General features: G+C 64.6%; 22 protein-coding genes and 1 pseudogene. 4 read left to right on the forward strand and 19 right to left on the reverse strand.

The genetic code is table 11. The annotated features are described in order from the left end of the window. Nucleotides 1-5 precede the first annotated feature (5 nt). From ACW175_RS01700 to ACW175_RS01745, 10 genes are all read right to left on the reverse strand, one after another. A complete protein-coding gene (locus ACW175_RS01700) occupies nt 6-1,277 on the reverse strand; it encodes a mandelate racemase/muconate lactonizing enzyme family protein (RefSeq protein WP_492102947.1) in 1,272 nt (423 codons plus the stop codon). Further along, a complete protein-coding gene (locus ACW175_RS01705) occupies nt 1,277-2,623 on the reverse strand; it encodes an NCS2 family permease (protein ID WP_492102948.1) in 1,347 nt (448 codons plus the stop codon). Before ACW175_RS01705 ends, ACW175_RS01700 begins: the two co-directional genes overlap by 1 nt. A gap of 2 nt (nt 2,624-2,625) precedes the next feature. Further along, on the reverse strand, nt 2,626-3,705 hold the full coding sequence (locus ACW175_RS01710; protein WP_492102949.1) for a purine nucleoside permease: 1,080 nt from the start codon (nt 3,703-3,705) through the stop codon (nt 2,626-2,628). 458 nt (nt 3,706-4,163) lie between these two features. Then, complete coding sequence (locus ACW175_RS01715) at nt 4,164-5,153, reverse strand: MBL fold metallo-hydrolase (RefSeq protein WP_492102950.1); 990 nt, start codon at nt 5,151-5,153, stop codon at nt 4,164-4,166. Next, nucleotides 5,150-6,262, reverse strand: a complete 1,113-nt coding sequence (locus ACW175_RS01720) for an N-acetylglucosamine-6-phosphate deacetylase (RefSeq protein WP_492102951.1) — start codon at nt 6,260-6,262, stop codon at nt 5,150-5,152. The genes ACW175_RS01715 and ACW175_RS01720 overlap by 4 nt, the downstream gene beginning before the upstream one ends. 50 nt (nt 6,263-6,312) lie before the next feature. Further along, entirely contained in the window at nt 6,313-7,083 is a 771-nt protein-coding gene (locus tag ACW175_RS01725; RefSeq protein WP_492102952.1) for a sugar isomerase domain-containing protein, read from the reverse strand. Then, complete coding sequence (locus ACW175_RS01730; RefSeq protein ID WP_492102953.1) at nt 7,080-7,841, reverse strand: glucosamine-6-phosphate deaminase; 762 nt, start codon at nt 7,839-7,841, stop codon at nt 7,080-7,082. Before ACW175_RS01730 ends, ACW175_RS01725 begins: the two co-directional genes overlap by 4 nt. A 36-nt stretch (nt 7,842-7,877) precedes the next feature. Beyond that, complete coding sequence (locus tag ACW175_RS01735; RefSeq protein ID WP_492102954.1) at nt 7,878-9,368, reverse strand: sodium:solute symporter family protein; 1,491 nt, start codon at nt 9,366-9,368, stop codon at nt 7,878-7,880. 98 nt (nt 9,369-9,466) lie between these two features. After that, nucleotides 9,467-11,614 (reverse strand): TonB-dependent receptor, encoded by a 2,148-nt coding sequence (locus ACW175_RS01740; protein ID WP_492102955.1) that lies wholly within the window; start codon nt 11,612-11,614, stop codon nt 9,467-9,469. 199 nt (nt 11,615-11,813) lie between these two features. Continuing rightward, nucleotides 11,814-13,811: a beta-N-acetylhexosaminidase gene (locus ACW175_RS01745; protein WP_492102956.1), complete on the reverse strand. Its 1,998-nt coding sequence runs from the start codon at nt 13,809-13,811 to the stop codon at nt 11,814-11,816. A 154-nt stretch (nt 13,812-13,965) separates the two neighbouring features. Here ACW175_RS01745 and ACW175_RS01750 point away from each other — a divergent pair, with 154 nt between their 5' ends. Then, a complete protein-coding gene (locus ACW175_RS01750) occupies nt 13,966-15,024 on the forward strand; it encodes a LacI family DNA-binding transcriptional regulator (RefSeq protein WP_492102957.1) in 1,059 nt (352 codons plus the stop codon). Nucleotides 15,025-15,471: 447 nt separating this feature from the next. Next, on the forward strand, nt 15,472-16,083 hold the full coding sequence (locus ACW175_RS01755) for a LysE family transporter (RefSeq protein ID WP_492102958.1): 612 nt from the start codon (nt 15,472-15,474) through the stop codon (nt 16,081-16,083). A 197-nt stretch (nt 16,084-16,280) separates the two neighbouring features. Here the strand turns inward: ACW175_RS01755 and ACW175_RS01760 are convergent, their stop codons facing one another. The 9 genes and pseudogenes from ACW175_RS01760 to ACW175_RS01800 all read right to left on the reverse strand — a co-directional run bounded on the left by ACW175_RS01760 (nt 16,281) and on the right by ACW175_RS01800 (nt 24,143). Beyond that, entirely contained in the window at nt 16,281-16,976 is a 696-nt protein-coding gene (locus ACW175_RS01760) for a type 1 glutamine amidotransferase domain-containing protein (RefSeq protein ID WP_492102959.1), read from the reverse strand. 153 nt (nt 16,977-17,129) lie between these two features. Beyond that, entirely contained in the window at nt 17,130-17,558 is a 429-nt protein-coding gene (locus ACW175_RS01765) for a tautomerase family protein (RefSeq protein WP_492102960.1), read from the reverse strand. Nucleotides 17,559-17,629: 71 nt separating this feature from the next. Then, nucleotides 17,630-18,382: an SDR family NAD(P)-dependent oxidoreductase gene (locus ACW175_RS01770; RefSeq protein ID WP_492102961.1), complete on the reverse strand. Its 753-nt coding sequence runs from the start codon at nt 18,380-18,382 to the stop codon at nt 17,630-17,632. Nucleotides 18,383-18,473: 91 nt separating this feature from the next. Continuing rightward, nucleotides 18,474-19,832 (reverse strand): class-II fumarase/aspartase family protein, encoded by a 1,359-nt coding sequence (locus ACW175_RS01775; RefSeq protein WP_492102962.1) that lies wholly within the window; start codon nt 19,830-19,832, stop codon nt 18,474-18,476. 4 nt (nt 19,833-19,836) lie between these two features. Beyond that, nucleotides 19,837-20,346 carry a hypothetical protein gene (locus tag ACW175_RS01780; protein ID WP_492102963.1) on the reverse strand — a complete coding sequence of 170 codons (510 nt, stop codon included), beginning with the start codon at nt 20,344-20,346 and terminating at the stop codon, nt 19,837-19,839. A 20-nt stretch (nt 20,347-20,366) separates the two neighbouring features. Beyond that, entirely contained in the window at nt 20,367-21,794 is a 1,428-nt protein-coding gene (locus ACW175_RS01785) for an NAD-dependent succinate-semialdehyde dehydrogenase (RefSeq protein ID WP_492102964.1), read from the reverse strand. Nucleotides 21,795-21,947: 153 nt separating this feature from the next. After that, a pseudogene (locus tag ACW175_RS01790) lies at nt 21,948-22,166 on the reverse strand (alpha/beta fold hydrolase); the annotation flags it as partial. Between the two features lie 36 nt (nt 22,167-22,202). Further along, nucleotides 22,203-23,093, reverse strand: a complete 891-nt coding sequence (locus tag ACW175_RS01795) for an AraC family transcriptional regulator (RefSeq protein ID WP_492102965.1) — start codon at nt 23,091-23,093, stop codon at nt 22,203-22,205. A gap of 276 nt (nt 23,094-23,369) precedes the next feature. Next, complete coding sequence (locus tag ACW175_RS01800; protein WP_492102966.1) at nt 23,370-24,143, reverse strand: IclR family transcriptional regulator; 774 nt, start codon at nt 24,141-24,143, stop codon at nt 23,370-23,372. A 263-nt stretch (nt 24,144-24,406) separates the two neighbouring features. Between ACW175_RS01800 and ACW175_RS01805 the strand changes: the two genes are divergently transcribed. Both ACW175_RS01805 and ACW175_RS01810 read left to right on the forward strand, forming a co-directional pair. Further along, the gene (locus tag ACW175_RS01805) at nt 24,407-25,693 is read left to right on the forward strand and encodes a Rieske 2Fe-2S domain-containing protein (RefSeq protein ID WP_492102967.1); all 1,287 of its coding nucleotides are present in this window, start codon (nt 24,407-24,409) and stop codon (nt 25,691-25,693) included. Between the two features lie 27 nt (nt 25,694-25,720). Next, a complete protein-coding gene (locus ACW175_RS01810; RefSeq protein WP_492102968.1) occupies nt 25,721-26,686 on the forward strand; it encodes a fumarylacetoacetate hydrolase family protein in 966 nt (321 codons plus the stop codon). Nucleotide 26,687: the final 1 nt, after the last annotated feature.

A 26,687-nucleotide genomic window follows, 5' to 3' on the forward strand; every position in this document is an offset into this window, starting at 1 on the left:
TGTGGCTATTGATCCGCGAAAAGTTCTTTACGCACGGTCATGCCCAATCCCGGCCCGTCGGGGAGTTTGATCGTCCCATCGGAGCGGACCACGGGCGGATCTTCGAAAATGGCGAAGCCGCTCTCGTATCCACCAAACGGCTGTTCGTTGCCCATCTCGACCCAGGGATAGTTGGTCGCGCTTCCGGACAGGTGCATGTTGCAGACTGTTCCGAGGCGGCCGTCTCCCAAATGGGGGCACACGACCCTTCCCGACGCCTCGGCCATGACGAGCACCTTCCGTATCTCGAGCGCGCCAGTGATTTGGACCTCAGGCTGAAGCACGCGGTAGCAGTCCCGGTCGATGTAGTCCTTGAACTGGTTCAGCCCCTGGTTTTCCTCTCCGCCCGCGATGTTGATGGAGGTTGAGGCCTGCAGCTTGGAGAGCTGCTCAAGATTGAAACGCGGCAGCGGCTCCTCCAGCCAGTAGACGTCGGTCTGCTCATAGGCCTTGGCTGTCTGGTAGGCGCGATGGAAGTCCCACGGGACCTGCGCGGGGCTCAAGGCTGGGATGCGAAGGCCCGCCTTATTGGCGTCCACCATGATCGTGAAATCGTCGCCCGCCTGTTTACGGATTTCCTCGCACAGGCTGATGTCGTCCTTCATCGTCGGGTAGTGCGCCTTGACCTTCATCGCGCGCCAGCCCCTTGCCTTGAGCCGAGCGGCCAGGGCCCCGCGCTGCTTGGGCGTCTCAAGCATGAAGTGGCTGGAGTAGGGGGTCACGTAGTCGACGCCATTGCCGCCGCCCCACAGCTTGTAAAGCGGCTGGTTGGCGAGCTTGCCGATCAGGTCCCACAGAGCGATCTCAACGGCCGGCCCATGGAAGGGCACCGTCTTGAGGCGTTCTGCGTTCAGCTCCATGTCGAATGGGTCTTTGCCGACGATGATCTGGTTGAGCTTTTCAAGCTGGCCCGCCGGCACGAATGAGCCGATGCCGGTGATGCCGGCGTCGGTTTCCACGAGACAGAAGCCTCCACCGCCGACCCGGTAGGATCGGGTGCGGCCAAGGTAATCGACATAGGATCCCAGCTCCTTCTCGACCTTGAGGTTCTGAACCTTGACGGCGGTGATCTTCACCTGGCCGGCGGCCTGGGCTTTCGCCGCGCCGAAAGCGGGCAAGAGCGCCGCCAGGGTAGAGGTCGAAAGGAAGCTTCTGCGATCCATCTGATTTCCTCTGGAGTCGACGCCGACGCGATCGGCGAGGAAGGACTCGGCTCTGGCCCCGCGCGTCAGGAGCATCAGCCCGCCGAGAGCCACACGAAGCGGACAACAAACACGCCCGCGAGGGTTAGCAGCGCCGCGTCTTTCCAGCCTGCCCGACCTCTGACGATGCGCAGCGTGGCGTGTGCGACAATGCCAAAGGCCAGGCCGTTGGCGATCGAGAAGGTGAGGGGGATCATCGCCACCGTGAGGAAGGCAGGAATGGCGGCCATGGGGTCGGCCCATTCCACGTCTGCCAAGGGCGCCATCATCAGCGCGCCGACCAGGATCAGAGCCGGCGCCGTCGCGGCGAGCGGGACCAACTGGGCATAGGGCGCTACGAACATCATCAGGAGGAAGAGGACGCCCGTGACGATGGCCGTAAGCCCGGTCCGTCCGCCAGCCTCCACGCCCGCCGCGCTCTCGACATAGGAGGTGACGGTGCTGGTGCCCACGAGTGCGCCAAACATCGTGGCGACGGAATCGGCGACGAGGATGCGATTGAGCTTTGGGATTTCGCCGTCTGGGCCAATCAGCCCGGCGCGGCGGGTGACGCCCACCAGGGTCCCGATGTTGTCGAGCAGGTCGACGAACAGGAAGACAAACAGGATCTCGAACACGCCCAGGGCTGCCTTGCCGCCGAAGCCGAAGACGCCCGCGAAATCCAGCTTGAACGCGGCGCCCGATATGGCCCCGAGATCGTAGGGCATTGGCGTCATCGACACCTGGCCGAAGGCCCAGGCGACAATGGTCGTCAGGATGACGCCGATCAGGATCGCGCCGCGGACTCTCCAGACGCTGAGGCCCGCGATGATAGCGAGCCCAAGAATGGCGAGCGCGGCGCCAGGCGCGTGCAGGTCGCCCAGCGTTACGGAGGTGGCTGACGAGGAAGTGACGATGCCCGCGTTACGAAGGCCGATAAAGCCGATGAACAATCCGATCCCGCCCGCCGTCGCCGCCAGCAGATGCGGGGGCAGGGCGCGCACGATCGCTTGGCGCACACCGCCCAGCGTCAGCACCAGGAAGCAAAAGCCGGAGATGAAAACGCAGGCCAGCGCCACCGGCCAGGGCACGTGCATGCCTTGCACGACAGTGAAGCTGAAATAGGCATTGAGGCCCATGCCGGGCGCCAGCGCGAGGGGAACGTTGGCGACGAACCCCATCAGGATGCTGGCGAAGGCGGCGGCAAGGCAGGTCGCCGCAGCGACGGCGGCGATGGGCATCCCCGCCTGCCCGAGGATCGCTGGATTGACGAGCACGATGTAAGCCATCGTGAAGAAAGTCGTCGCGCCGGCTGCGATTTCCGTCCGGACGCTCGTGCCCCGCGCGGCCAGTCCGAAGCGGCGGTCAAGCCAGCCCGCCGGGCCCTTTGTGTTCGAGGCCATGATCAATGCGCCGACGCCGGCGCGGTCGGAATCGCGTCGCGGTAGCGAGGCCAGTTGCGCGTCAGTTCATCGACAACCCGGCCGCCGACCATGAAAGCGGCGTCTAGCGACGGCTGGAGCGCGGAGTATTCCGTGCTCTCGGTCAGCAAGCTCTCGGCGGCCCCGACGCCAGGAGGCGGCATCGAATAGTTGGCGCCTGTGCGCAAGACGAGCGCTCGGCGCGGGTCGACCTTCCCCGCGCGCCCAAGCGCTGCCAGCGCGCCCAAGACGCCGCTGTCCTCCATGGCTGTCATCACGAAGCGGCCCCGGCCCGCGGTCCAGTAACGGGTCCACGCCTCGGCGTGAGCGTTAAGGAGCGCCCCGTGCCAAAAGGTCTGGCCGGTGGCTTCGTCGCCCACGACCACGGCGGGTGGTGTTACCGCTTTGGGGAACGCCGCGTAAGGCGCGCGAAGCTGGCGAAGCCCAGGGCTGTCGGAGAGCGCCATGTCACGGGTCAGCAAGAAAGCCCAATCGCGCAACCCGGTGTCCAATGGAAAGAGGTTGTAGCCAGTTTCCTTGGGTGTTCCCTCATAGGGGGACTTGGCGCCGCGCGCGACAGTGCCCGTCGGCCAGCCCTTCGGCGCCTCGCGGGGATCGACCGCATAGGCATAGTCAGTGTCGACGACGTTGCCGATCCACGCGGCCGAGCCCACCGACGCCTCGTTCGGGTTGACCCCTGCGATGGCGGCCACGAGCCAGTAGGCGTGGCTCAGGTCGAAGCGCGGATCCAGCCCGAGCGCCATGGTGGAGACAGCGGCGCGGTTGGTGCCGACACCGGTCGAGAGCAGCAGGACCTGGCGGGCAGGATCATAGCGCAGGGAACGGAAGCCGGCGGGAAAAGGCAGAACTTGGGGAGCCGTTTCCGCCCATGCCTGGAACTCTCCAGGGCGGTCGCCAATGTCCTCGCCGACCTCATAGGCCGTGACGACCACGACGCGCACCGGCAGCGCCGCCGCCGACACGGACGGCGCGAGGCACAGCAGCAGCAACGCGATAATTAGACGGGTAAACGACGTGGCCGCCTCCGTGATCAGACGTGACATCAAAACCTCCGACGAACATCGCATTAGTGCAACCGGTTGCATCAAGTTGCGGCCAGCAGAGGTTGTCAAGGTGCGCGGGTCTCGCCGCCGAACGCCTGCCTGATAGCGTAGAAAACGATCAGGTTATCGGCCATCACGTGCGTTCTGCATGCAGCCGGTCGAAATGGCGTCGGCGCCCCCGATCGCTCCAACACGGCGCGCCCAAGGTGAGGGCCGCCCACTGCAGGGACCAATGGCGGCCATCGTCGAACGCCAGGTCCAGCGCTTTCCGGCCTCTACGACAAGAGCGCCTTAGGGCGTCGTTGGAACGGGCGATAGGACCACCCAGGCAGGCCCGATCCATGAGACCTAGGCTGGAGCGGCGCGTCTGCGCTCGGCGACGCCGCAGGACTTGGTCGCGCAGTCGGCGTCGACCAATTTTCGAGCCCGGCCTCGCTAGCGACTGCGCCCCAGACACGTCACTTTTGTTCGGCCCTGTAGGCCTGCTGGGCCCGCGCGCACTGGTTGATAACGCGCAAGAACCTCTTCACCGACAAGGTTCCCACGACGTAGGGGTTGGGCGTCCCAGCGGCACTCGAGGCCAGTGTCGTCAGCTTGCTCACGCTCTCGTCGTACTTGAGATGATTGTTCAGGATCACGTCTATGCGCTGCTGCCGCACGACCTTCGAGAAGCGCTCGGTCGAGCGCACATAGACCGGAAAATCCGCGGGCTTCATGAAGGTCAGGCCCGTGCCGCCCCACAACGCCGCCTTATGCGGGCGTCCGTGGTCCATGACGGTGAAGACAAGCGATAGCGTGCCCGGCGTATGGCCCGGCGTTTGGTAGAGTCCGATCCTGGTGTCGCCAAGGGTTAGCGTGTCGTCGTGGCGGATCGAGATATCTCGCTGGGGCGGAACGCCGTAGATGTCATGGGCGCGCGGCGGCGCAGTCTCGATCAAGGTCCAGTCCGCATCGCCCATGACCACCCGCGCCTTGTACTTTTCGGCGAGATAGCGCGCACCGCCGTAATGATCCCCATGACCATGGGCGATGACGATGTAGCGGATCGTGGACGGATCGAGCCCCAGCGCGCGCATGCCGCCTTCGATATAGGTCTGGGCATCCTCGGTGGTGTTCAAGGCGTCGATCAGGATGATCCCCGCCGAGGTGGTGATCGCCCAGGAGGAAACCTCGCCCTCTCCGAGATAGTAAAGATTGTCAAAGACCTTGGCTGGCTTGCGCGAAATCGGGGCAGGGGGAGCCATAGGGGCGGCGGCCCTGGGGCGCGGCCCGATCTCACAGAGCTGAAGCGCTCCAGGATAGCCGCTACCCGCGGCCGCCTTGGCCGCCTTGATATGGGCTGCGACGGTGTTCGGCGCGCCGACGGCGCTTGGCGCAAGGCTCACGGCGGCCAACACCGCAGCCGCCGACGAGATCCATCGCGGCATCGTTCTGGAATTTGCTTTCATGCTGGTTCTTCCTTTCCGAACACGCTCTGCCCAGCCAGCCAGACATCTTCGAGCGCAAGCGTGCGATCATCACGTCGAACACGAAAAGAGATCAGGTCGGCGCGCTCGCCGACGGACAGTTCGCCGCCGCCGCCGGCAAATCGCGCGGGGTTCGTCGTCGCCATGCGGACCGCGTCCGCCAACGGGAGGCCCGCGTCCTGGACCGCGCGCGCAATGCAGTCCTTGAGCGATAGGGCGGCGCCGGCCAGGAACGGCGTGCCGGACAGGCCAAGTCGCCCATCTTCGGTCAGGGTCACGCGCCCGCCAACGGGCGTGTCGTACACGCCGGCCGGAAGCCCGGCCAGGGCGACAGCGTCGGAGACGAGGATCGCTCTTTCAAGGCCCTTGGCCCGGATCATGGCCCGCAAGGTGTCGACCGTCAGATGATGACCATCGGCGATGAAGGTGGCCGCCAAGCGGTCCTCCGCCAGTTGCGCCCACAGCAGGTTTGGATGGCGCGGCAGTTGCGAGGCGACGCCATTTCCAAGATGCGTGGAAAGGATCGCTCCGGCGTCGGCGGCGGCACGGATCTGCTCGGGCGAGGCGTCGGAATGGCCGATCGCCACGTGCACGCCTTGCCCAGCCAACGCGGCGACGTATCCGAGCGTCCGGTCGTCATGCGGCGACAGGGTGACCATGCCAACAAGCCCGTCCGACGCCTTCTGCCAACGTGCGAACTCATCCAGGTCCGCAGGGCGAACCCACTCGGCGGGATGGGCGCCGCGCGGGCCGTCCCGAGGAGAGATATGAGGGCCCTCGACATGGACGTACGGGATCATCGCTCGCAGTCGAGCGCTTGCCGAACGCGCCTGGGCGATGGCCTTCAGGTTGGTGATGATCGACTGCTCGCTGCTCGTGATCAGGGTTGGCGCGAACCGGGTTACGCCCACCGCCAACAGAGCCTGCGCCAGCGCGTCGACCGTGCTGGGCTGAAGATCGGCGGCGTTGAGATCGTGGCCGCTATAGCCGTTGACCTGGAGGTCGACGAGGCCTGGCGCAAGCCAGGGATGATCGGCGCTGTCGACGTCCAGGGGGGCGATCGACGTGATGGTTTCGCCGACGACCGCCACCCTCACGGGCTTGCCGGTACTGACATCTCGGCCGGTGATCGTCCTAGGGGTCATAGCGAAGCGATCCGCTTGCGCATCGTGTCGACCTGCTCGGCGTTGTTGCGATCGCCGGCCGCGGCGTTCCGGCTTAGCCAAAGCGCGGGCTGTAGGCCGCGATCGGTCAATATCTCTATCGTCCGAAGCGTTAACGCGTTGAGCGCGAAGCTGTTGGCAAGGGTGGCGACCGGGCCGACCGGCGTTTGCAAGCCATCCACGATCATGGCCGCGTCGCCGTCTGGGATCTTTGTGTCGATCGCGATATCGACAACGTCATGCAGGTTCATCCCGGAAGGATGCCTCGCGGGATGGTCGGCGGGAATGGCCTGCGCGGCGGCTCGGCTGCTCAAGCCGATCACCGTGACGCCCCGTGCCCGCGCGGCGACCGCCGCGTCGATGACCGCCGCATTAATCCCGAAAGCGTTGACGAGCAGGAGCACGTCTCCCGGGCCAATGCCCGAGGTTTCCACGACCGTCGCGCCGTGGCCAAGACGCCGCTCTGCCTCCGTCGATCGAAACGCGCCGTTGCTCAGCGCCGTTTCGGCGTCGAAGATCGGAGAGATGTGCATCAGGCCGCCCGCCCGATAGAACAGCTCCTGGGCGGCCAGGCTTGAGTGCCCTCCAGGTCCGTAGACGTGAATAAGCCGATCGGCGGCGACCTGGTCGGCTAGGTGAGCCGCCGCACGGTCCATCGGCCCCCCCTCCTCGTTGATGATCCGGTGCAGGATGATCTGGCAGTGCGCGAGGTAGTCACCGCACAGCGAGGCGGGGGTGGTCCTGATCATGGCTGGGGCGCCGACGCGGGATCGAGATAAAGCGTGCAGGCAGGGTGGAGCCGGAGCGCGCTGGCCGGGCAACTGCCGCTGATCGGGCCTGAAAGGGCGCGTGCGACAGCCGCGCGCTTGGAGCTGCCGGGAACGACGCAGAACAGCGCATCGGCGCGTAGCAGTCGGGGCACGGTCAGCGTGAGGGCCTGGGCCGGCACCGCGGCGAACGCGTCAAAGCAGCCGTCATCGACCTGCTGCTGGCGGCAAGCGGTGTCGAGCGTAACGACCGCGACATCGCGTGGGTCGTTGAGATCGGCGGGCGGATCGTTGAAGGCCAAGTGACCGTTGGCGCCGATTCCCAGGCAGACGATGTCGATCGGCGCTTGCGCTAGCCGGTCGGCATAGGCCTGCGCCGCTTTGGCGGGATCCTTGCCCGGTTCGAGCAGATGCGCGGCCTTGAGTGGGACGTGGTTGAAGAGGGCAGCTTTCAGCCAGAGACCAAAGCGCTGGGGCGCCGTGCCCGATAGCCCGATGTACTCGTCCATGTGGAAAGCCGTTACGCGATCCCAGGCAATGCCGGGGGCCAGCCGTAGGGCCGCCAGCATCTCGCTCTGGCTGGGCGCGGCCGCGAACACCATGCGCACGTCCGCCTGGCGGGCCAGTCGCTCGCGCAGCATCTGGGCGATGTCCGCTGCGGCGCGCTGGCCCATCGCCTTGCGGTCTGGGGAAACAATAACCGACAGGTCGGTCGAACTGATTTCGGATAGGCTGTTCACGAAGATCTCTCAGTAGGAGCGGAGCAAGTTGAGGCGCTAGGGGGCGTCCGACGAAAGCCGGTCTAGAAGGTCATCCGACCGCGAATTGCGCACGCGCGGGAGCAGCCCGACCGTGACAAAAGCCAGCATCGCGCAGGAGACCGGCACGCCGACGACCAAGGCGGTCGCCTCGCTCGACGCGGCGACGGCGTCGGCGAACACGAACTTCACGAGCAGGAAGCCCGCAGCGCCGGCGAACACCGACGAGATGGCGGCGGCCGGGCCGCAGTTACGGAAAGCCGGTAGCAGTCCTAGAACCATGGGCACCGCGATCGGGCCAACCAGGGCGCCGTACCACAGCAGGATCAGGCCCATCACGCCACCGAAGCGATCGGCGACCATGCCCAGCAGCATGCTAAACGCCAGGAACAGGAAGGTCGCCGCGCGGCCCGCCAGGAGTTCGCTAGAGGCGGCTAGCGCAGCGCGACCGCGGCGCAGCACCGGTAGAATATCGCGGACGACGACCGCCGAGACCGCGTTGGCGTCCGACGAGGTCATCGCCATCGTGTGGGCAAACATGCCGGCCAAGACCAGTCCCACCAGACCGCTGGGCAGCAGCTCCTGCGTCAGCAGGGCATAGGACTCAGTGGGGTCGGCAAGCCCCGGCAACAGGATGGGGGCCGCCCACATCGGAAAGAAGAGGATCGGCGGCCAGACAAGGTAAAGCGCCGCCGAGAGCAAGGCCGCTCTCTTGGCCGAGCTTCCTGAAGGCGCGGCCATGAAGCGCTGGGCCAGATTCCAGGTGCCGCCGTTGTAGGACAGCAGACTGACGGCCAGGAAGGCCAGCGCGAACCACGGGGTGTACTGCCCCTCGAAAGGTTGGTGGTGGGCTGGGGGTAGGCGATCCCATACCGTCCAAAGGCCGGAGACGCCGCCAAGACGAGCCAAAACCGCCACGAGCATCACCAAGCCCGCTACGGTCTGGATCACGAACTGGCTAAGATCGGTAAGGGCATCGGCCCACAAGCCGCCCACGACCGAATAGACGAGCGTGACACCGCCCGTCAGCAGGACCCCCCAGACGAAGGGCACGCCGCCGAACACGTGCAGAAGTAGGGCCGCCGAGGCCCACTTGGCGCCCACATCAAAGAGCTTGAGGAGCGCACCGCTCCAGGCCAGCAACTGCTGGGTGGGAATGTCATAACGGACAGCGAGAAACTCGAGCGGCGAGATCACATCCAGCAGCAAGCGCAACCGTGCCCAGCGCGGGGCAAACAGTCTGGCTCCAACGAGCAGGGCCAGGAAGATCGAGCACGCCCACCAGACGTAGAGGGTGAGGCCGTCATTGTAGGCGATAGCCGCGTATCCCACGAAGACGGCCGAGCTGTAGCCAGACATGTGATGGGAGATGCCCGACAGCCACCACGGCATGGCACCGCCTGCGGTGAAAAAGTCGCGCGCGTCGGTAACCTTGCTGCGGGCCCAGACGCCGACGCCGAGCATCAGGATGAAGAAGAGGGAAAGAACGATCCAGTCGAGGCTGTGCACGGGGTCTCTCGCGATAGACGGCCCGGGGGCCTGTCACAGGGGGCGAACCTAGGGCGGGGCTCTCTCGCATGCCGCTAGGCCGCGAGAGAGCCTTGACACTAGAAGCCGTAGGCGACCTTCAGGCCGGCGTAGCGGCTAAAATCGCGCGGCAGGTATCCGCCGATCGACGCGCCGCCAGTGAAGTAGCCGTTACGGGCAAGACGCGAGTAGTAGTGCTCGTTGAAGACGTTGTTCACGAAGCCGGTGACCGATACGCCCTTGCCGCCGACCTGCTGCACGCCGAAGCGAATGTTGACGATGCCGTAGGAAGGCACGATCGTCAGGGGATCCTGGGAGATGTTGTTCTGCGTCGCGCTCGTCCAGTTGAACGCGCCGCCCACGACAGCTTCCCACGGCGAATTGCCCAGCGGCGCGACATAGTTCGCGTCGAGGTTGCCCTTCCAGCGTGGCGCGTTGTTCAGGCGGGTGCCGGAGAGGTCTTGCAGACCGCCAACGCAACCCTGCGCCACGGTCTGGCTGGTGTAGCACTCGCCGTTGACGAACGATCGGATCGTCGCGTCGGTGTAGCTGCCGCCAGCGGTAATGGTCAGGCCGCCCAGCTGCACCTGAGCGTCGGCTTCAACGCCACGCGTGCGTAGCGCGCCGACGTTGGCGATGAGAAACGCGCCGCCGAGCGTCGGCTCCAACTGCTGGGCTTGGAAATCCTTGAAGTCCGTCCAGAACGCCGCGACGTTCAGCAGCAGGTGGCGATCAAACAAGGTTGTCTTCGCGCCGATCTCGTAGGCGTTCGAGCGCTCAGGCTGCACGGGTTGGCGCGCGATGATGGCCGCGGTGGTGCTGCCGCCCAGGTCATAGGCCTGACCCTTGTAGCCGCGAGCGTAGCTCGCATAGACCATGACATCCTGGTTGGGACGGTACTGCAGGCTCGTCTGGCCGGTGATGACGTCGTCTCGAGAGCTGTTGGGGGCCCCGGGCGCGGGCAGGGTAATGTTGCGCGCGACGTTGGTCAGGACGTAGTCGATGTCTTGAACGTTGTAGCGAAGGCCCGTCACGAGCGTGAAGCCTGGCTGGAAATCCCACTCGGTTTGGCCAAACAGGGCATAGACGTCCGAGCCGGTGCTGTAGTCGTAGTCCGATACGGAAAGCACGGGGCCCCGCTTGTAAACGCGGCGGTTGGTGTTGTGGGAATAGTAGCCGCCGACGAGATAGCGGAACGCGCCTTCGTTCGGCGAGACGAGCCGGACCTCGTGGGTGAACTGCTTTGCGTCCAGCGTTCCCCTTGAGGTGATCGATCCGTGCTGGACGCCGGCCGTCGCGATGCCGAGCACATCGTAGTCGGAGTTATCCTGGTCCTGGCGATCCAGGGCGTGGAACTTCTCATAGCTGGTGATCGAGACGAGCGAAGGGCCGTCCAGATCATAGGTCATTCGCAGCGATCCGCCGGCGTCGCGCGAATTGTAGGTGACGGGGGCGTCCAGCCGAACCTTGTTGTTGCTGTCGTTGATCGTGATCCCCGGCAGGACGCTCGCCCCTGTTAGGCTCGCGACGCCGCGGAACCTGGCGCTATCGTCCAGGCGGGTCATGGCGAATGTGCAGCAATCGGTCCGTGACCGGCTGAAGTGGCCTTGCAGGGCCGCCGTGAAGTTTTCGGTGGGATCCCAGTCCAGGCGGCCCTTGATGGAATATTCCTTGCGGCCGTTGATCCAGTCGCCATTGACGATGTTCTTGGCATTGCCGCGGTAGTCGTTCACCTCGCCGGTGATGCGATAGCCGAGCGTAGAGGTGAGCGGTCCAGAAACGGTGCCGCCCAGCCGCTGCTCATCGTCGCTCGTGACGAGGCCCTCGATACGGCCGGTCTGGTCGCGCGTGGGTCGCAGGGTGGTGATGCTGATGACGCCCGCGCTGGCGCTCTTGCCAAAGAGCGTGCTCTGCGGGCCGCGCAAAACCTCGATCCGTTCAACATCGGAAAGGTTGCTGAACGCCTGGGCCTGGATGGAGACCGGCACGTCGTCGATCAGGATCGCGGTGCTGCGTTCGATACCAATGGAGAACGCGTAAGTGCCCACGCCGCGCAGGGAGATCGAGGCCTCCATCGGGACGGCCGAGCCCTGGATGTAAAGCGACGGGGACAGCTTCGAGAGGTCGGCAAATTGCGTAACGTTAGCGTTGGCCAGGGCCTGTTGGCCGATCACGGTGACGGCGACCGGCACGTCCTGCAGGTTCTGACTGCGGCGCTGGGCGGTCACGACGATTTCGCCGAGCGTCCCGGACGTGTCCGTGGCTTGAGCGGTTGTTGCGCCCGCTGCGGTGTCTTGATCGCCGTCCGCGGCCAGGGCCGCCCCCGTCGAGAGCAGCGGAAGCAAAGCGACAGTCGCGTAAAGTAGTGTCTTCGAGCAAAGCATGATGAACCCCCTTTTTGTGTGAAAAATGTCGTCGTGAAACTCGCTAGGTTGAGGCGTAGAGCGACGGCATGAGCCGGGCAGAGCGCCGGAAACGAGCGAAGTCTTTGTGGCTCGGAGCGCTCCAGCCGGCTTCGGCGACCGCCGACAGGCGCGGGAAGACAAGGCGCTCGAAGATGCCCGGTTGATCAATCAGCGGCGTCCAGATGCAGGCCTGGACGCCCATCACGCGGTCACGGTCGCCATCCGGGAAGCCAGCGAGCGGGTCGAACGCATAGCTCGCCTCGAGGCTGACCGAGCCGTAGTAGGACGCGCCAGGTTCCCACCAGGAGTCCGACAGCGCGCTGTTGAGATAGTAGGGCTGGCCCGGAGCCATCACGAGGTTATAGCCCCGCGCGGCAAGGGGCGGCCCAGAGGCTGCGCGTCGCCAGGCGACCATGTAGGCGTGGTCGCGGTCGAGGCCCGCCCCGTCGGCCGCTTCCTCCCAGGCGCCGGTGATCTTGCCATGTGCGGTCAGCACCGCCTGGACCTTGCGCAGGAAATGGGCCTGCAGGTCGGCTGTGGTCGTGCCGCCGATCGCGCTGAGCTTGGCCTGCGCGGCCGGCGAGTACGCCCAAGCGCGATCGGGGACCTCGTCCCCACCGATGTGGAAATAGCGGGACGGGAAGATATCGACCAGTTCCCCGATCATCGTCTCCGCGAAGCGGTAGGTGACGTCGAGGCCGGGGTTCAGAACGTTGTGGCTGAACTTCTGAATGCTCACATCCGAGTGTGTCTCATCCGGGTCGCTCAGTTGCGGCAAGGCGACGCGAGCCGCGAAGAAGTGCCCCGGCATGTCGATTTCGGGGATGACCTCGATCCCGAGCCGCAAGGCCCAGGCGACCGTATTGGCCATGTCGGCGCGAGAGTAGGAGCCGCCATAACGCTCGGCGCCCGAACCGCAGAACGCTGGGAGCGGCAACCCCTCGCCACGCCAAGCCCCGATCTGAGTGAGCGCAGGGTAGGCGGCGATCTCGGGGCGCCAGCCCTCGTCGTCGCTTAGATGCCAGTGGAACCTATTGAGCTTGTTCCAAGCCATCACGGCCAGGAGGCGCCGGATCTCGCCCATCTCGAAGAAACGCCGAGCGACATCGAGCATGCAGCCGCGCCAGCGATGGACGGGCTTGTCGACAATGACGCCGCTCGCAGGAAAGCCGTACTGACCCGGGTCCTTGACCGTTCCCCTGACCATCTGGCCGAGGGTCACCAGGCCATAGAACCGGCCTTGGTCGCTTGCGGCCGACAGCGTCGCGCCGTGCGCAGAGAACTCGATCTGGTAGCCCTCGGCATGGAGGCTCGCATCGTCCCGAAAACTGATCTTCAGGCCTTTGGGAGAGAGCAGGCGCTCGCGCGGAAAGAGGAGGGCGACCACCTCTGCGAAAGCTTTCGAGGCGTTGCCCGGCGGGAGCGCCAGACTTGAGACGTCCTCCCGTTCGGCCTTGCACCGCACGTCGCTCGGCCAGGGAACGACGCTCAAGGAGGTTGAGGTCGCGGGGGCCTGGCGGTCGCCTTCAACGCCGAGCCTGGGCGACTCCAAGGCGACCGCCGCGGAAGCACAGGGCTCGACCGTGACCGTTGCGACCGCGCCGTCGGCGAAGATGACGTAGGCGCCGTGAACGAGGTCCGTCCAGTGAGACAGCTTCTGCCGCTCTGACGGCCATTGGACCACGAAATCCCACCGCCCGTCGGCTGAGATCGACGGCGTCTGCGGCGCCAGAACCGTGTTGACCCCCTGGCGAAAGACGATCTCTCCGTTGTCCACGGATGCTTTAAGGTCAAAACCCGAAGGGCCCGACACCACGAGCCGGAAGTCACCGACGATCGCGGCGCCTGCGTTGTGAAGGCTAAACGCGAGTTGATGAGGTCGGCTAAGCGCGCCCGGATGATAGGTCGACGCCAGGCGGAGCGCGGCTCCATTTCGCCACTTCAGAGGCTTGGCGGCGGCAATCGGCCGTGGCGAAGCCAGCGCCGGCGAAGCCAGCCCAAGCGCCAGGAGGATTTGCATGATGTCTCTGCGCCTGACAGCGAAGTGCATCGGAAGCGCCCTTCTGCGAGATCGCCATCAACTTTGATGACCGTGCAACCGGTTGCGCACGGAGTTCCGTTTGTCAACAGGCAACCGGTTGCATACCTTGTCAGCGATTGGGCGGAATCGGAGCGTGATTGGCTCGTTCGATTTTCGCTTGGGGACGCCCACGCGCGGCGGAAAAAGGCTGGGGATGACAACACCGCAGAGGCGCGCCGCACCAACGTTGCAAGATGTCGCAGACACTGTCGGCGTCAGCAAATCCACGGCGTCGCGGGCCTATAGTCATCCGCATCGGCTGACGGAGGACACGGTCCGGCGCGTCAAGGAGGCGGCCGATCGGCTCGGCTACCGGCCAAACCAAGCGGCGCGTGCGCTTAGTACGGGGCGGCAGGGAAACGTCGCAATTGTGGTTCCCGACATCGCCAACCCCTTCTTTCCGCCTATTCTGCGCGCGGCCCAGCATCTTGCCGATAAAGCCGGATTTGGCGTTTTCTTGGGCGATGCTGCGGAAAGCGCGAGCAGGGAATTTGATCTGGCCAACAGACTCGTCCCGCAGATTGAGGGCTTGATCCTGGCGTCGCCGCGGATGTCGGCGCAGAAAATCCGCCAAATCGCCAAGTTGCGACCAACGGTGCTGATCAATCGTGACGTCGAGGGACTGTCGCGCGTGCTCATCGATCCCCTGGACGGCCTCGACCAAGCGGTGGCCTTGCTGGAGAGCCAGCGGCACCGGAACGTCGTCTATGTCAGCGGTCCGTCGGTATCTTGGTCCGACCAGCGCCGCCGCGCCGCCTTGGAGGCGGCGAGCCAAAAATATGGCGTGACGATCCAAATCATTTCCGACATCGAACCCAATCTGGAGGGCGCCCGCGCCGCCATCGCACGGGTCCTGGATAGCGGCGCGAGCGCGGCGATCGCGTTTGACGATTTCATCGCGCAGGGTCTGCTGGTCGGCGCGTCCGAACTTGGTGTGTCGATCCCCGCTTCATTCAGCGTGATCGGCTTCGACGATGTGCTTGGCGCTTCAACCTACCCCGCGCTGACCAGCGTCCGCGCGCCAAATGCTGAAGCCGGCTCGCACGCCATGGCGATACTGCTGGACGAGATAGCGGCCGGCTCCGGAATTGCGCGATGCTTGTCGCTCAGCACGGAGTTGATCCTGCGCGGAACCACGGCGGAGCGCATTTAGCAGACGCTTTTCTTGAAGCACTCCGTGCTGCGCCGATCCCAAAGCTAGTTGAAAGCCCGCCCTAAATTGCCCAAGCAAGTGAAGTTGGTCCGCTCACTGAAGACTGCGGTGATGAACTTGGTTGACCCAGCGCCCTAGCTCGACTGTCGCTTTCCTCGCCCAGAACAAACTGGGCCGGGGCGGCGGCTCCCGCCAGAGTCCTGTCCGAAATCAATCTGCGAAAAAATGGCGAGCTAAGCTGACGTGAGCAGTTTATTCCGCCTCCGCCATCAATGCCCGCCGTGTTGCAGGGCTTGGCCAGTGTGGGGCTCCGGCCCGCCGCAAGCGCTGACCCTGTGTGGGTAGAGAGGCTTGTCCGAAGATGCCTCGCCAAGGGGCGGAACCTGAGATTCGGAAGCGACGTTACAGGGCCTCTGAGGAAGGTGAGGGCGACGTATGAGCCCCCAAATGTCCGTTATCGCCACCACGCTCGGATTGTACGCGGCCGGCGTCATGAGTCCGGGTCCCAACTTCGCGCTGATCTCCAGGCTCGCGCTGTCAGGTGGGCGCCCGGCCGCCGTTGGCGCGACATTGGGACTCGCGATTGCGTCGACCTTCTATGCCCTCCTGACCATGACGGGATTGGCGCTGGTCCTGACCAGGATCGGATGGCTGGCAAATGTCGTCCAGATCGGTGGAGGATGTTACCTCGTCTATCTTGGTGTCCAATCGTGGCGATCTGCCGGACACGCAGCGGCCGAGCAGGCCGACGCAAAGGATAGCGGCGTCTTACGAGGCCTTCTCAAGGGCTTGCTGGTCAATCTATCGAACCCGAAGGTGATCACATTCTTTATCGGTCTCTACGCGGTGACAGTGCCGTCAGAGGCACCGCTATGGACTAAGGCGGTGATCCTTGCCGGAGGATTTGTCCTGGAAATCGCTTGGTATGGGCTTGTGACCCTTGCCCTTGCGCTCCGGCCGGTTCATGCGGCCTACCGCCGCTTTGGTCGTTGGATAGAGCGGGCGATCGGCACGCTCCTCGGAGCGTTTGGGTTGCGTCTCATCAGTGAAAAACTCTGAGAGCATCTAAGCTTGGTCGGCGCGATAAACTTGCGGCGGCCTCCCGGAACGGTCGCCCAGGCGCGCCCAATCCATCTGCGAGGATCAAAGAGAAGATTGCCGGCCCAGCGTCGCAGGCAGACCGGCTGTCTCCGGTCGGGGACATGCCGGCTCGGCATGTCCCCTGGCTCGAAGCCTGCGGTTCGATCCGCAATCGTTTAGCCAAGCGCCTCGATTACGGCGGCGGCGAGCATCGAGGACGATGCCGGATTCTGGCCCGTCAACAGGTTGCCATCCTTGACGATGAAGGCGCCCCAGTTCGGTCCCTGCTCGAATTGCGCCCCCGATTTGCGAAGCGTGTCGGCGAGCAACCAGGGCGCGTTGTCTGCGGTCCCGAACTCGATCTCCTCCTCATCGCTGAGCGAAGTCATCCGGCGTCCGGCGAACGGCCACGCGCCGTTCTCGTCCTTCGCCGCGAGGAAAGCGGCCGGGCCGTGGCACACCGCAGCGATGATCTTGGATCGCTTGTTGGCGTCAACGAGCACGCGGCCCATGTCGGGGTCCTTATAGAGATCCTCGACCGGGCCATGGCCCCCAGGGACGACGACAGCGTCGTAGGTGACGGTGTCGATGTCGGCCAGGACCAGCGGACGCTCGATCCGCGCCGCGTTTTTGGCAAGATAGTCGCGCATCTGCGCCGCGACCTCTTCACCGACGACCGCCGGATCGAGGCTTTTCTTGTCCATCGTGGGCGCGACGCCGCCCGGGCTGGCGAGGTCAACCTGATAGCCGGCCTTCACGAACGCCTCGTCGAGGTCGACGAATTCCTGTGCCCAGACCCCCGAGTCGTAAGTCGAGCCGTCGGCGCGGGTCCATTTATCGGCTGCGGAAAGAACAATCAGAATCTTAGTCATCACTATTCTCCTTGCTGGGATCGTTTGAAGTTTCGCGCTGTCGCGCGGGAAGGAGCGCTAACAAGTCCGCGCGCCCGTCGGGCCATGTGGCGGTGCTTCGAGAATTGAGACTCGCAGCCACATCGACCGATACAGCCAGGTTTTGGTCCTGCCTCAGATCGCTGGCGCGTCCAGGGGCGTCGCCCTGAGTGCAGCGAGATCGGGATTACTGCCGAAAATTCCCCAGTTCGCCTCGGCGATCTCTTGGACCACGATGTAGACGGGCGCGCGGTCGGTGATGCCAAGGCGCCGGCCGATGATCTCGGTCACACCGGAGATCAGCCGCGTCTTCGCCGGGGAATCGAGTCCGCCTTCGATGACGTAGAGCTGCACGCTGACGACGGGCATGGTCGCCTGCTGGGCCCCCATAAAGACCGCGTCGCCGTCATAGAGGTTGAAATAGGTCCAGACCGTGCTCTTCACGAAGGGCGATTTGGGTAGCTTCTCGCAATCGAGCGCGAAATCGGTCAGCTCTGCGGCGATCGCCTGCCGGGCCTTCGCATCGAAGGCCGCAGCGGGGGCGTGGACGATGATTTTTGGCATGGTCGCAACTCCGCTGGAAAGGGTGAGGCCGCCGCATCGAGTGTGCTTGCGCGGCGGCCTTCATGTCAGGATCAGATGTTCTGGCCGCCCGACACTTCGATGCGCTGGGCGGTGACCCAGTGATTGTCCGGGCTGAGCAGGCTGGCGACCGCCGGACCGATATCGTCGGGGACGCCGACGCGGCCTAGGGCGATCATTGCGGCGAACGCCTCATTGTAGGCCGGCGTGTCACGAACCGCGCCGCCCAGGAAGTCGGTCTCGATCGCGCCAGGCGCGATCGTGTTGGCGGTGATGCCGCGGCTTCCGAACTCCTTGGCCATGTAGAGCGTCAGGATCTCGACCGCGCCCTTGGCCGCGGAGTAGGCCGAGAAGCCCGGATAGGAGACGCGGGTCAGGCCAGAGGAGAAGTTCACGATGCGGCCGCCATCGGCCATCAGCGGGAGCAGCGTCTGGGTTAGGAAAAACACGCCCTTCACATGGACGTTGAATAGCTGGTCGAACTGCGCTTCGGTCGTTTCAGCGATGCCGGCCATCTCGCCGTGGCCTGCATTGTTGACGAGGTTGTCGAAGCTGTCGCGACCCCACGACTGCAGCGTCGCGCGGACCTTGGCGGCGAAGCCGGCGAAGGCTGAGATATCGGCGACCTCGAGCTGCAGCGCGACGGCCTTGCGACCGAGCGCCTCGATCTCGGCGACGACAGCCTGCGCCTGCTCGGCGCCGCTGCGATAGGTGAGGATCACGTCACCGCCGTGGCGCGCGATGCTCATGGCGGTGTTGCGGCCAAGACCGCGGCTCGCGCCGGTGACGATCGAAATGGTGGTCATAACGAGCTCCTGGGTGGTTGTGGGGTGAGGCACAATATGACCGACCGACCGGCTGCGATGTTGCCGGATCCTCGGCGGTATTTGCCTATTTCTACGAAGGCGCGTCCGAGAAGCGGGCTAGCACACGATCGACCATCGCTCCGGCGGAGCCGAGATAGTTTGTCGGATCGGTCAGGAAGCGCAGCTGTTCAACACCCAGCGGCCCAGCGACGTCGGGCGCCTTTGCGAGGACATCGTACAACGATGCGCCGGTCTCCGCGGCAGTGCGGCAGCCGGCATAGACGAGGTCGTGCGCCACTTGCCGACCGGTGATCGGAGCCAGCGCCATCATCACGGCCTCGGCGACGATAAGGCCGCGCGACACGCCGAGATTGTCGAGCATCCGGCCGGGATGCACTTCAAGGCCAGAAAGCATGAACTTGGCCTGGGCAAGGGCGCCGGACGTCAGCGCGAAGCTTTCGGGCACAGCGGCCCATTCGATGTGCCAGGGTCCGGTCGCGCGCTCGAAATCATGCACCATCGCGTCGAGCATCAGCCCGCCGTGCTGACGCACCATCTTTGCCGCCGCGATGATGATCTCGCACGAGATCGGGTTTCGCTTCTGCGGCATCGTGCTCGACGCGCCGCGGTGCCGGACGAACGGTTCGGCGACCTCCCCGATCTCAGTCGTCATCATGATCGACACGTCGACGGCGATCTTAGCGAGGCTGCCGGTGATCAAACCAAGGAGCTGGACGGTTTCAGCGAGCCCGTCGCGGGACGAATGCCAGGTGATCAAGGGAGCGCCCAGCCCTAGCTCCTTGGCGAGTTCGGCCTGCACCGCTAGGCCCTGGTCGCCGAGAGATGCGAGCGTGCCCGACGCCCCCGAAAACTCGACGACGAGGACGCGCGGCTTAAGTTGGGTTAGTCGCTCGCGGTGGCGCTCGAGCGCCGAAAGCCAGACTGCGGCCTTGTAGCCGAACGTGATGGGCAGTGCGTGCTGGAGATGAGTGCGCCCCGCCATCGGCGTGTTTCGGTGGACCGCCGCGAGGCGCCGCAAGGCGTCAATTGAACCTTCCAGGCCCGCCTCAATGGTCTCGATCCCGCTGCGGACCTGCAGAACTGTCGCGGTGTCCATGATGTCTTGGGTGGTCGCCCCCCAATGGAGATAGCGTCCCGCCTCGCCCGCCGCGTCGGCAAACTGCTCGACGAGCGGCAGGATTGGATAACCGACGATCTCAGTGTCGTGCTGCAACCGTTCGAAGTCGACGCTGAAGCGCAGGGCCGTGGCCGCAATGCCGTCGGCAGCGTCCATGGGAATAACGCCCAGGCGCGACTGCGCGCGCGCAAGCGCGACTTCGCACTCGATGCAGCGTTGCACGAAGCTGCGAACGTTGAAGGCGTCGCGCATTCCAGCGTCGACCAAGCTCGCGCCAAACAGTGGCGAGTCTAGCAGCGTCAGCGGGATCATGGGTTCAGATGGCATCGCCGACACTCCCTTGTGTTCCTTCCTCGGCCGCTAACTTGCGGAAATTGCGGTCCAGCCCGAGGAGCGCTCGGCCACAAGCGCCCTCCTGGAAAAAGGTGATGGTGGCCGTGAGAAGCAGGACGAGCGCGGCGGCGCCGGCGCTGACCAGAACGATGCCGACGGGTGCCGCCGGCAGTGCGTGCAGCTGGACGAGGAACGCGCCGCCGAGACCGAAGACCGTAGTCGCCGCAAACAGCGCCACCGCAGCATTGAGTAGGCCCAGCCCGCGCAGCTGGAGCCGTACGCGACGCCCAGCAAGTTTAAGCGCGGCGTCGCCGTCGAAATATTGCTCGGTGATCCGGCCGTCCCCGATCGAGATCGAGGCGTGGAACTCGCGCCATTGGGTGATCGCCAGATTGTACCGGATCGTCGCCCCATTTTGCATGATGGCGCAAGCGTTGGTCAGGATGGCGGGGCCAGCAATGAAGGAGAGCGGTGAGAACGGATCTTCGAGCATGGTGGGGGCGCCTTCGTGCGCTATGCGATGCTGACGTGCTTGGTGTGCTGGTAGGGCTTGAGGATCTCGATGCCGCCCTCGGTGTCGATGCCGCTCTCCTTCCAGCCGCCGAGCGGCGCTTCGGGATAGTGCGTCACCGCGCCGTTCACGCCGACCACGCCATAGTCGAGCGCGGCCGTGAGGCGCCGCTGGCGGTTGACGTCATTGGTGACGACGTAGGAGGCGAGGCCGAACTCAAGCCCGTTAGCCCGCTTGAGCATGTCGGCCTCGTCGGTAAAGGGTAGGATCGGCACGACCGGGCCGAACGGCTCTTCGTGTAGAACCAGAGCCTCGTTGGGTACGTCGGTGATGACGGTGGGTTCATAAAAGAAGCCACGATCGCCGTGGCGCCTGCCCCCGGTTAGCACGGTGGCGCCGCGCAGCCGGGCGTCCTCGACCAAGCCTGTGATCGCCTCCAGCCGTCGGGCATTGGAGAGCGGGCCCATTTGGGTCTCAGGATCAAGACCGTCTCCGAGGCGTAGCGCGCCTGCCAACTCCACGAAACGACGGGTGAAGCGGTCGCGCACCGGTTCCTCGACAAAGAAGCGCGAGGGGCAAAGGCAGATCTGGCCTGCATTTGTGAACTTGGCGCGGACCAGCATCTCAGCGGCCCATTCAGGGTCCGCATCTGCGCAAACGATCACTGGCGCATGACCGCCCAGCTCCATCGTGACAGGCTTGATCCGGGACGCGGCGTCAGCGGCCAGCCGCTTGCCGATCGGTATCGAACCCGTGAACGTGATCTTAGCGATCTCAGGCGCCGCAATCAGATAGTCCGAGACCTGCCCGGCATCGCCGAAGAGCACCGCGAGCGCGGCCGGCGTGACGCCCGCCTCAAGCAACGCCTTGGCCATGAACAAGACCGAGCCCGGAGTCTCCTGCGATGGCTTGCAGATGATCGCGCATCCCGCGCCGAGCGCGCCAGCGAACTTCTTCGCGGCGAGCGCCATCGGGAAGTTCCAAGGCGTGAAGGCGGCGACGACGCCAATCGGATGGCTCTGGACCTCTACGCGGCTCCCAGGCGTACGGCCCGCCATCACGCAGTCGGTGATGCGCCGCGCCTGCTCGCCGCCCCATTCAAGAAAGTCGGCTGACCGCTCGACCTCGATCCGCGCCTCGGCGAGCGGCTTGCCTTGCTCGAGCGTCATAGTACGGGCCGCTGCCTCGCCGTCGCGACGCAGGATGTCGGCTGCGCGCTTGAGGATGCGGCCGCGGTCCCAGGGCGAGACGGCCCGCCACTCGCGCATGCCGCGGACAGCCGCCGCAACCGTTTCCTCGAGATCGGCGACAGAGGCGTAGGCTGTACGACCGATCGGCTCACCCGTCGCCGGGTTAAGCAGGGCTTCGCTATGGCCGGTCGAGCCTTCTCGATCCTCGCCGTCGATAAGCAAATTGAAATCGCCGTTCATGACAGAGCTCCTGGGCCTGCGGACCCGGCGGCGGCCGGGGCACAATTTTCTAGGCTTCCGAACCAGGAGGTAGTTGCCGGAAGCTCTAAAGTTTTTGCCTGTTCCTCCGGGGTGGCGGCGCTGGCGGCGCGTGGTGGTTCAGCTCGCTGCGGCTCAGGCCTGGATGAAGGTCAGCAGGTCAGCATTGAAGCGGTCCGCCTCGACTTGCGCGAGCCCGTGGCTGCCGCCCGGATAGATTTTCAGGGTCGCGCCGGGGATAAGCTTCGCCGTCCGTTCGGCCGAGGCCTTGATCGGCAGGATCTGGTCATCGTCCCCGTGGATGACGAGGGTTGGCTTGTCGATCGCCAAGAGATCGTCAGTGTAGTCGACCTCCGAAACCCACGGCGCGGAGGCTCGCTCGCGGCGCGTCTAAGCAGCCTCCGCCCGAGCCTTGATTGCTTTGATGTCGCGTGCCGGCGGCGAACCGAACATTCGCGCATACTCGCGCGTGAATTGGGAAACGCTCTCGTAGCCGACATCATGAGTGGCGGCGCCAATGCTGACGCCGTCTGTCAACATCAGGCGTCTGGCCTCGATCAAGCGCAGCTGCTTTTGAAACTGGAGCGGCGTGAGCGACGTGATGGCGCGGAAGTGCTCGTGGAACGACGATGCGCTCATCCCCGCGGTCTCAGCAAGACGTTCGATCCGCAGCGGGCTGGCAAAGCTGCTCCGTATGACCGCGACTGCGCGGGCGATGCGCTCCGCATGGCTATCGGCGACGCCCAAGCTGCGAATGGCGCCGCCATGACGGCCCGACAGCAGCCAAAAGTGTAATTCGCGAAACAGCTGCGCTTCTAGGATCGGGCGTGACGCAGGACGATCGATCAGCTTCAAGAGCCGCAATGCCGCGTCCGCGACCTCACTCTCGGTGCGATCGATCCGCACGGGCGCGCCCGCGGCGAAAGGCGAAGAACCCATCTCCACGACCAATCCGGCGATGACAGCCGGATCAAGGTCAATCACCAGCGAAATATAGGGCTTGGCGGCGCTGGCCTGCGTAATTTGGCTGACGGTGGGGACATCCGCTGTAATCAGCAACGACTCCCCCGCGCCAAATTCGAAGGTGCTGCTGCCGGTGATGACGCGCTTGGTTCCCTGCTGGACCAAGACCACCATGGGCCGCGACACGGCGTATTGCAGCGTGCTCGGCGATGTTGCGCGAATGATTGTGAGGCCTGGAAGGGGCGTGCGCGCGACGCCGTCGCGGTCGGCGTAAGTCGCTGCATAGCGACTGGCATGCTGAGGGAGGGCGTCGTCCATCTTGTAAACGTGGCGCGCTCCCGGTGAACTTGCAACCGGTGCTGTGGAACAGACACACTCAGCGAGCTTGCGTCCGGTGAAGCTCTTCCAACGAGATCAGGCAGGGTTTATCGGGCGCTTTAAGCGGATCGGGAGTGGGAAGCCTTGTCCCCGGGCCGAAAGCGGCGATCGAGAGGGTGCTAGCCGCAGAAGCTAACCACTTGGGAGTATCGCAGGTCGCGTCTGCCGGCCCTCAGCGAGCCTAACGCAAGTCCAAAGGTCGGATCGGCCTCTCGGCTAGCCCCTTTCAGAACCCAGTGGCGCAATGCCCGGGAAGGCGACCCGTGAGCGCAACAGCCGCGAAGCGGCCGCGCAACAAGTGAGTAGTTGACGAACCAGCGGCGGCGGCGGCGCGCCGCCCTCGAAAACATCGCTGGCCATGACCAGGGTGATGATCCCGGCAAGCGTCTCGGTCTGGTCAAAAACCGGCGCGGCGATCGCGCCGTAGCCCACGTTGTACTTATTGCGGTCCCAACAATAGTAATCCTGCTGGATAGCAGAAACCTGCTCGCGGAAGTGCTCCTCGTCGTCGATGCGGAACTCTGGCTCGCGCTGCTTGAGATGGCCAAGTAGCGCTTCCCGCTGCTCTCGCGGCTGAAAGGCGAATGAGATCCTGGCGCTGGGTGAAAGGGGCAGGCCCATGACCAAGCCGACCTTGACCTTGATGCTGATGGCTGAGGCCGATGGCAGGCACCGTAGCACGATTGCATCGGCCCCCGCAGGCGCGCACAGCAGCACCGTCTGGTTGGAGCTGTCACTGAGTTTGCGCAAAGGCTCATCCAGGATCTGGATCAGGTCATAGCGGGTTGCCGCCACCTGCCCCCAGCGCAGAACTCGCCAGCCGAGCTGGTAGCCCCTCCCTGTCGAGACGCGCGACACCAAGCCCAGAAGTTCAAGATTGGCCAAATGACGCGAGGCGCGTGACTTGGTGATCGACAGCACGTCAGCGACCTTCTGAACGCTGGCGGTTCCATTGTTCTCAGCCAAGAGGTCGATGATCGCGCTGGCCATGGCCACCGCCTCGATCTTGGGCGCTTCAGGCTGGGGGACGCGCCGTCTGGGGTCTCGGTTGGACATGGTCCGAGCTTTGCGCTTTGTCGCGATCTGCGCAACTCCCTCACCAGCTTGTTGCGGCTGGCGCGTCCGATAGCCGACTACGGACCCGTGTTTGTCCGGTTTTGTCGCGCGTGCTGCAACTTTTCGACGGCAATGTTGCGGCAGGAAGGCTGAATGCCTAGCCATCGCCAAGCTGGTCAATGGCAAGGGGAGGGGCAATGGTTAGCCCGCTGCAAAACGAGCGCTTCGTTCGGGTCGGACCCGAAACCCCGATGGGGCAGCTGCTGCGCCGATACTGGCATCCTTTCGCGGCCGTGGCCGAAGTCGACGACCTGGGCATAAAGCCAGTGCGTTTGCTGGGCGAGGACCTTGTAGCCTTCCGGTCCAAGTCGGGGACCTACGGCCTCGTAGATCGCCAGTGCCCACACCGTCGCTCCGATATGATGAACGGCATTCTCGAAGAGGACGGCCTTCGCTGTAGCTATCACGGCTGGTGTTTTTCAACGTCCGGCAAGTGCCTGGAGCAGCCGTTCGAGGACATCGCCAATCCACGAGCCCGGTTTAAGGACAAGATACGCATCAAGTCCTATCCGGTCGAAGCCAAGGCCGGAATGCTATGGGCCTATCTAGGACCCCAGCCTGCGCCACTGGTGCCCACCTGGGAGCCGTTCACCTGGGACAATGGGTTCCAGCAGATCGTCTTTGCCGAGGTGCCCTGCAACTGGTTCCAGTGTCAGGAAAACAGTTGTGACCCTGTCCACTTTGAGTGGATGCACCGTAACTGGTCGTCGGTCCTGAAGGGCGATGGGCGCTACGGCCCTACCCACCTGGAACTGGCCTTCGACGAGTTCGAGTTCGGCCACGTTTACCGACGGGTTCGCGAGGACACCGACAAGGACAACCAGCACTGGACGATCGGCGCTACCGCGCTTTGGCCCAACGCCTTCTTCCTGGGCGACCACATCGAATGGCGCGTGCCTATCGACGACGAAACCACCTTGTCGGTGACCTGGATGTTCCATCGCGTGCCGGTCGATCGCGAGCCGTTTGTCCAGAAGCGCATCCCCTACTGGACGGGGCCGGTGAAGGACGAAGACGGCGCGTGGATCACCAGCCACGTGATGAACCAGGATATCGTCGCCTGGGCGGGGCAAGGCGTCATTGCCGACCGGACCCAAGAGCACTTGGGCAAGAGCGATCAGGGCATCGTCATGATGCGCCGCGCCTTCGAGCAGAACATGAAGATCGTCGAAGCGGGCGAGGGCGACCCTAAGGGCCTGATCCGAGACGCCGAACGTAACCGATGCGTCGAATTGCCGATCAAGCACAAGGAGCTCTTCACCAGCTCCATGACGCTCGAAGAAAGCCGGAGACTGGGCGATGCCCTGGCATACCGGCTCAACCGTCCTGACTACCAGCACCAGGTCGGGCAGCCCGAGGCCATCAAGCGCGAATATCAGATCGCCATGGGGATGATCGCCGAGGACGCGACGCACACCCTCTGAACTCAATCCAAAACAAGGAATTGCCCCATGAAACTGGGTACGATCCGGCTTGAGGGCCGCCCGACCGTTATCGCGCGCGTCGCCGACGACAAGGCTGTCGTCTTGGCCGCCTACCCCTGGATGGAAGACCTCATCGAGGCCGGCAACGCCGGTCTCGACACGGCCAACGAAGCCATCCAGGCCGCGCTAGCCGGCAAGCTTGCGGTCATCGATCTGGCCAACGCCGACTGGATGGCGCCCAACCCGCGCGCCTCCAAGATCCTCGGCTGCGCCGTCAACAACAACAATCTGAACGACAAGGCGCTCAAGCCGATGACGGCGCCGATGTTCTTCACCAAGGGCCGCTCGGCCCTCACCGGTCACAACAAGACCATCGATCTGCTTAAGGACCACGGCCCGGCCATTCCTGAGCCCGAACCGGTCGTGGTGTTTGGCAAGACCGCCAAGAATGTGCCGCCCGAGAAAGCGCTCGACTACGTCTTCGGCTACACCCTGACCAACGATGTGACCGCCAGCGGCGTCAAATTCGGTGAGGACTCGATCGCGCTCAAGCAGACCGCCGACATCGTCAAGCCGCACCATACCGCCTGGCGCCCCAAGTTCGAGGGCGAGGACACCTGGCTGCTGTTCATCTACCACTCCAAGTCCAAGGCGGCCGACACCTTCGCGGCCATGGGCCCGTGGCTGACCACCAAGGACGAGGTGCCCGATCCCAACAAGCTGATCGTCCGCGGCTATGTCGATGGCGAATGCTTCACCGAGGACACGACGGCAAACTACTTCTTCCCGGTCGAACAGGTGATCTCGACCGCCTCCAAGTGGTTCACCATGGAGCCGGGCGACTGCATCCACACGGGCACCGCCTCCAAGGGCACCGCCAAGCACCCGCGCGGCAATATCGGCACCTATCTGGCCCCCTACGACGGCAAGCTCTGCGACGTCGAGATCGAGGGTCTGGGCCGTCTTTCCAACCGTATCAACCTGGAGAAGTGAC

The organism is Caulobacter sp. FV1ye6ST (genome assembly GCF_058681225.1).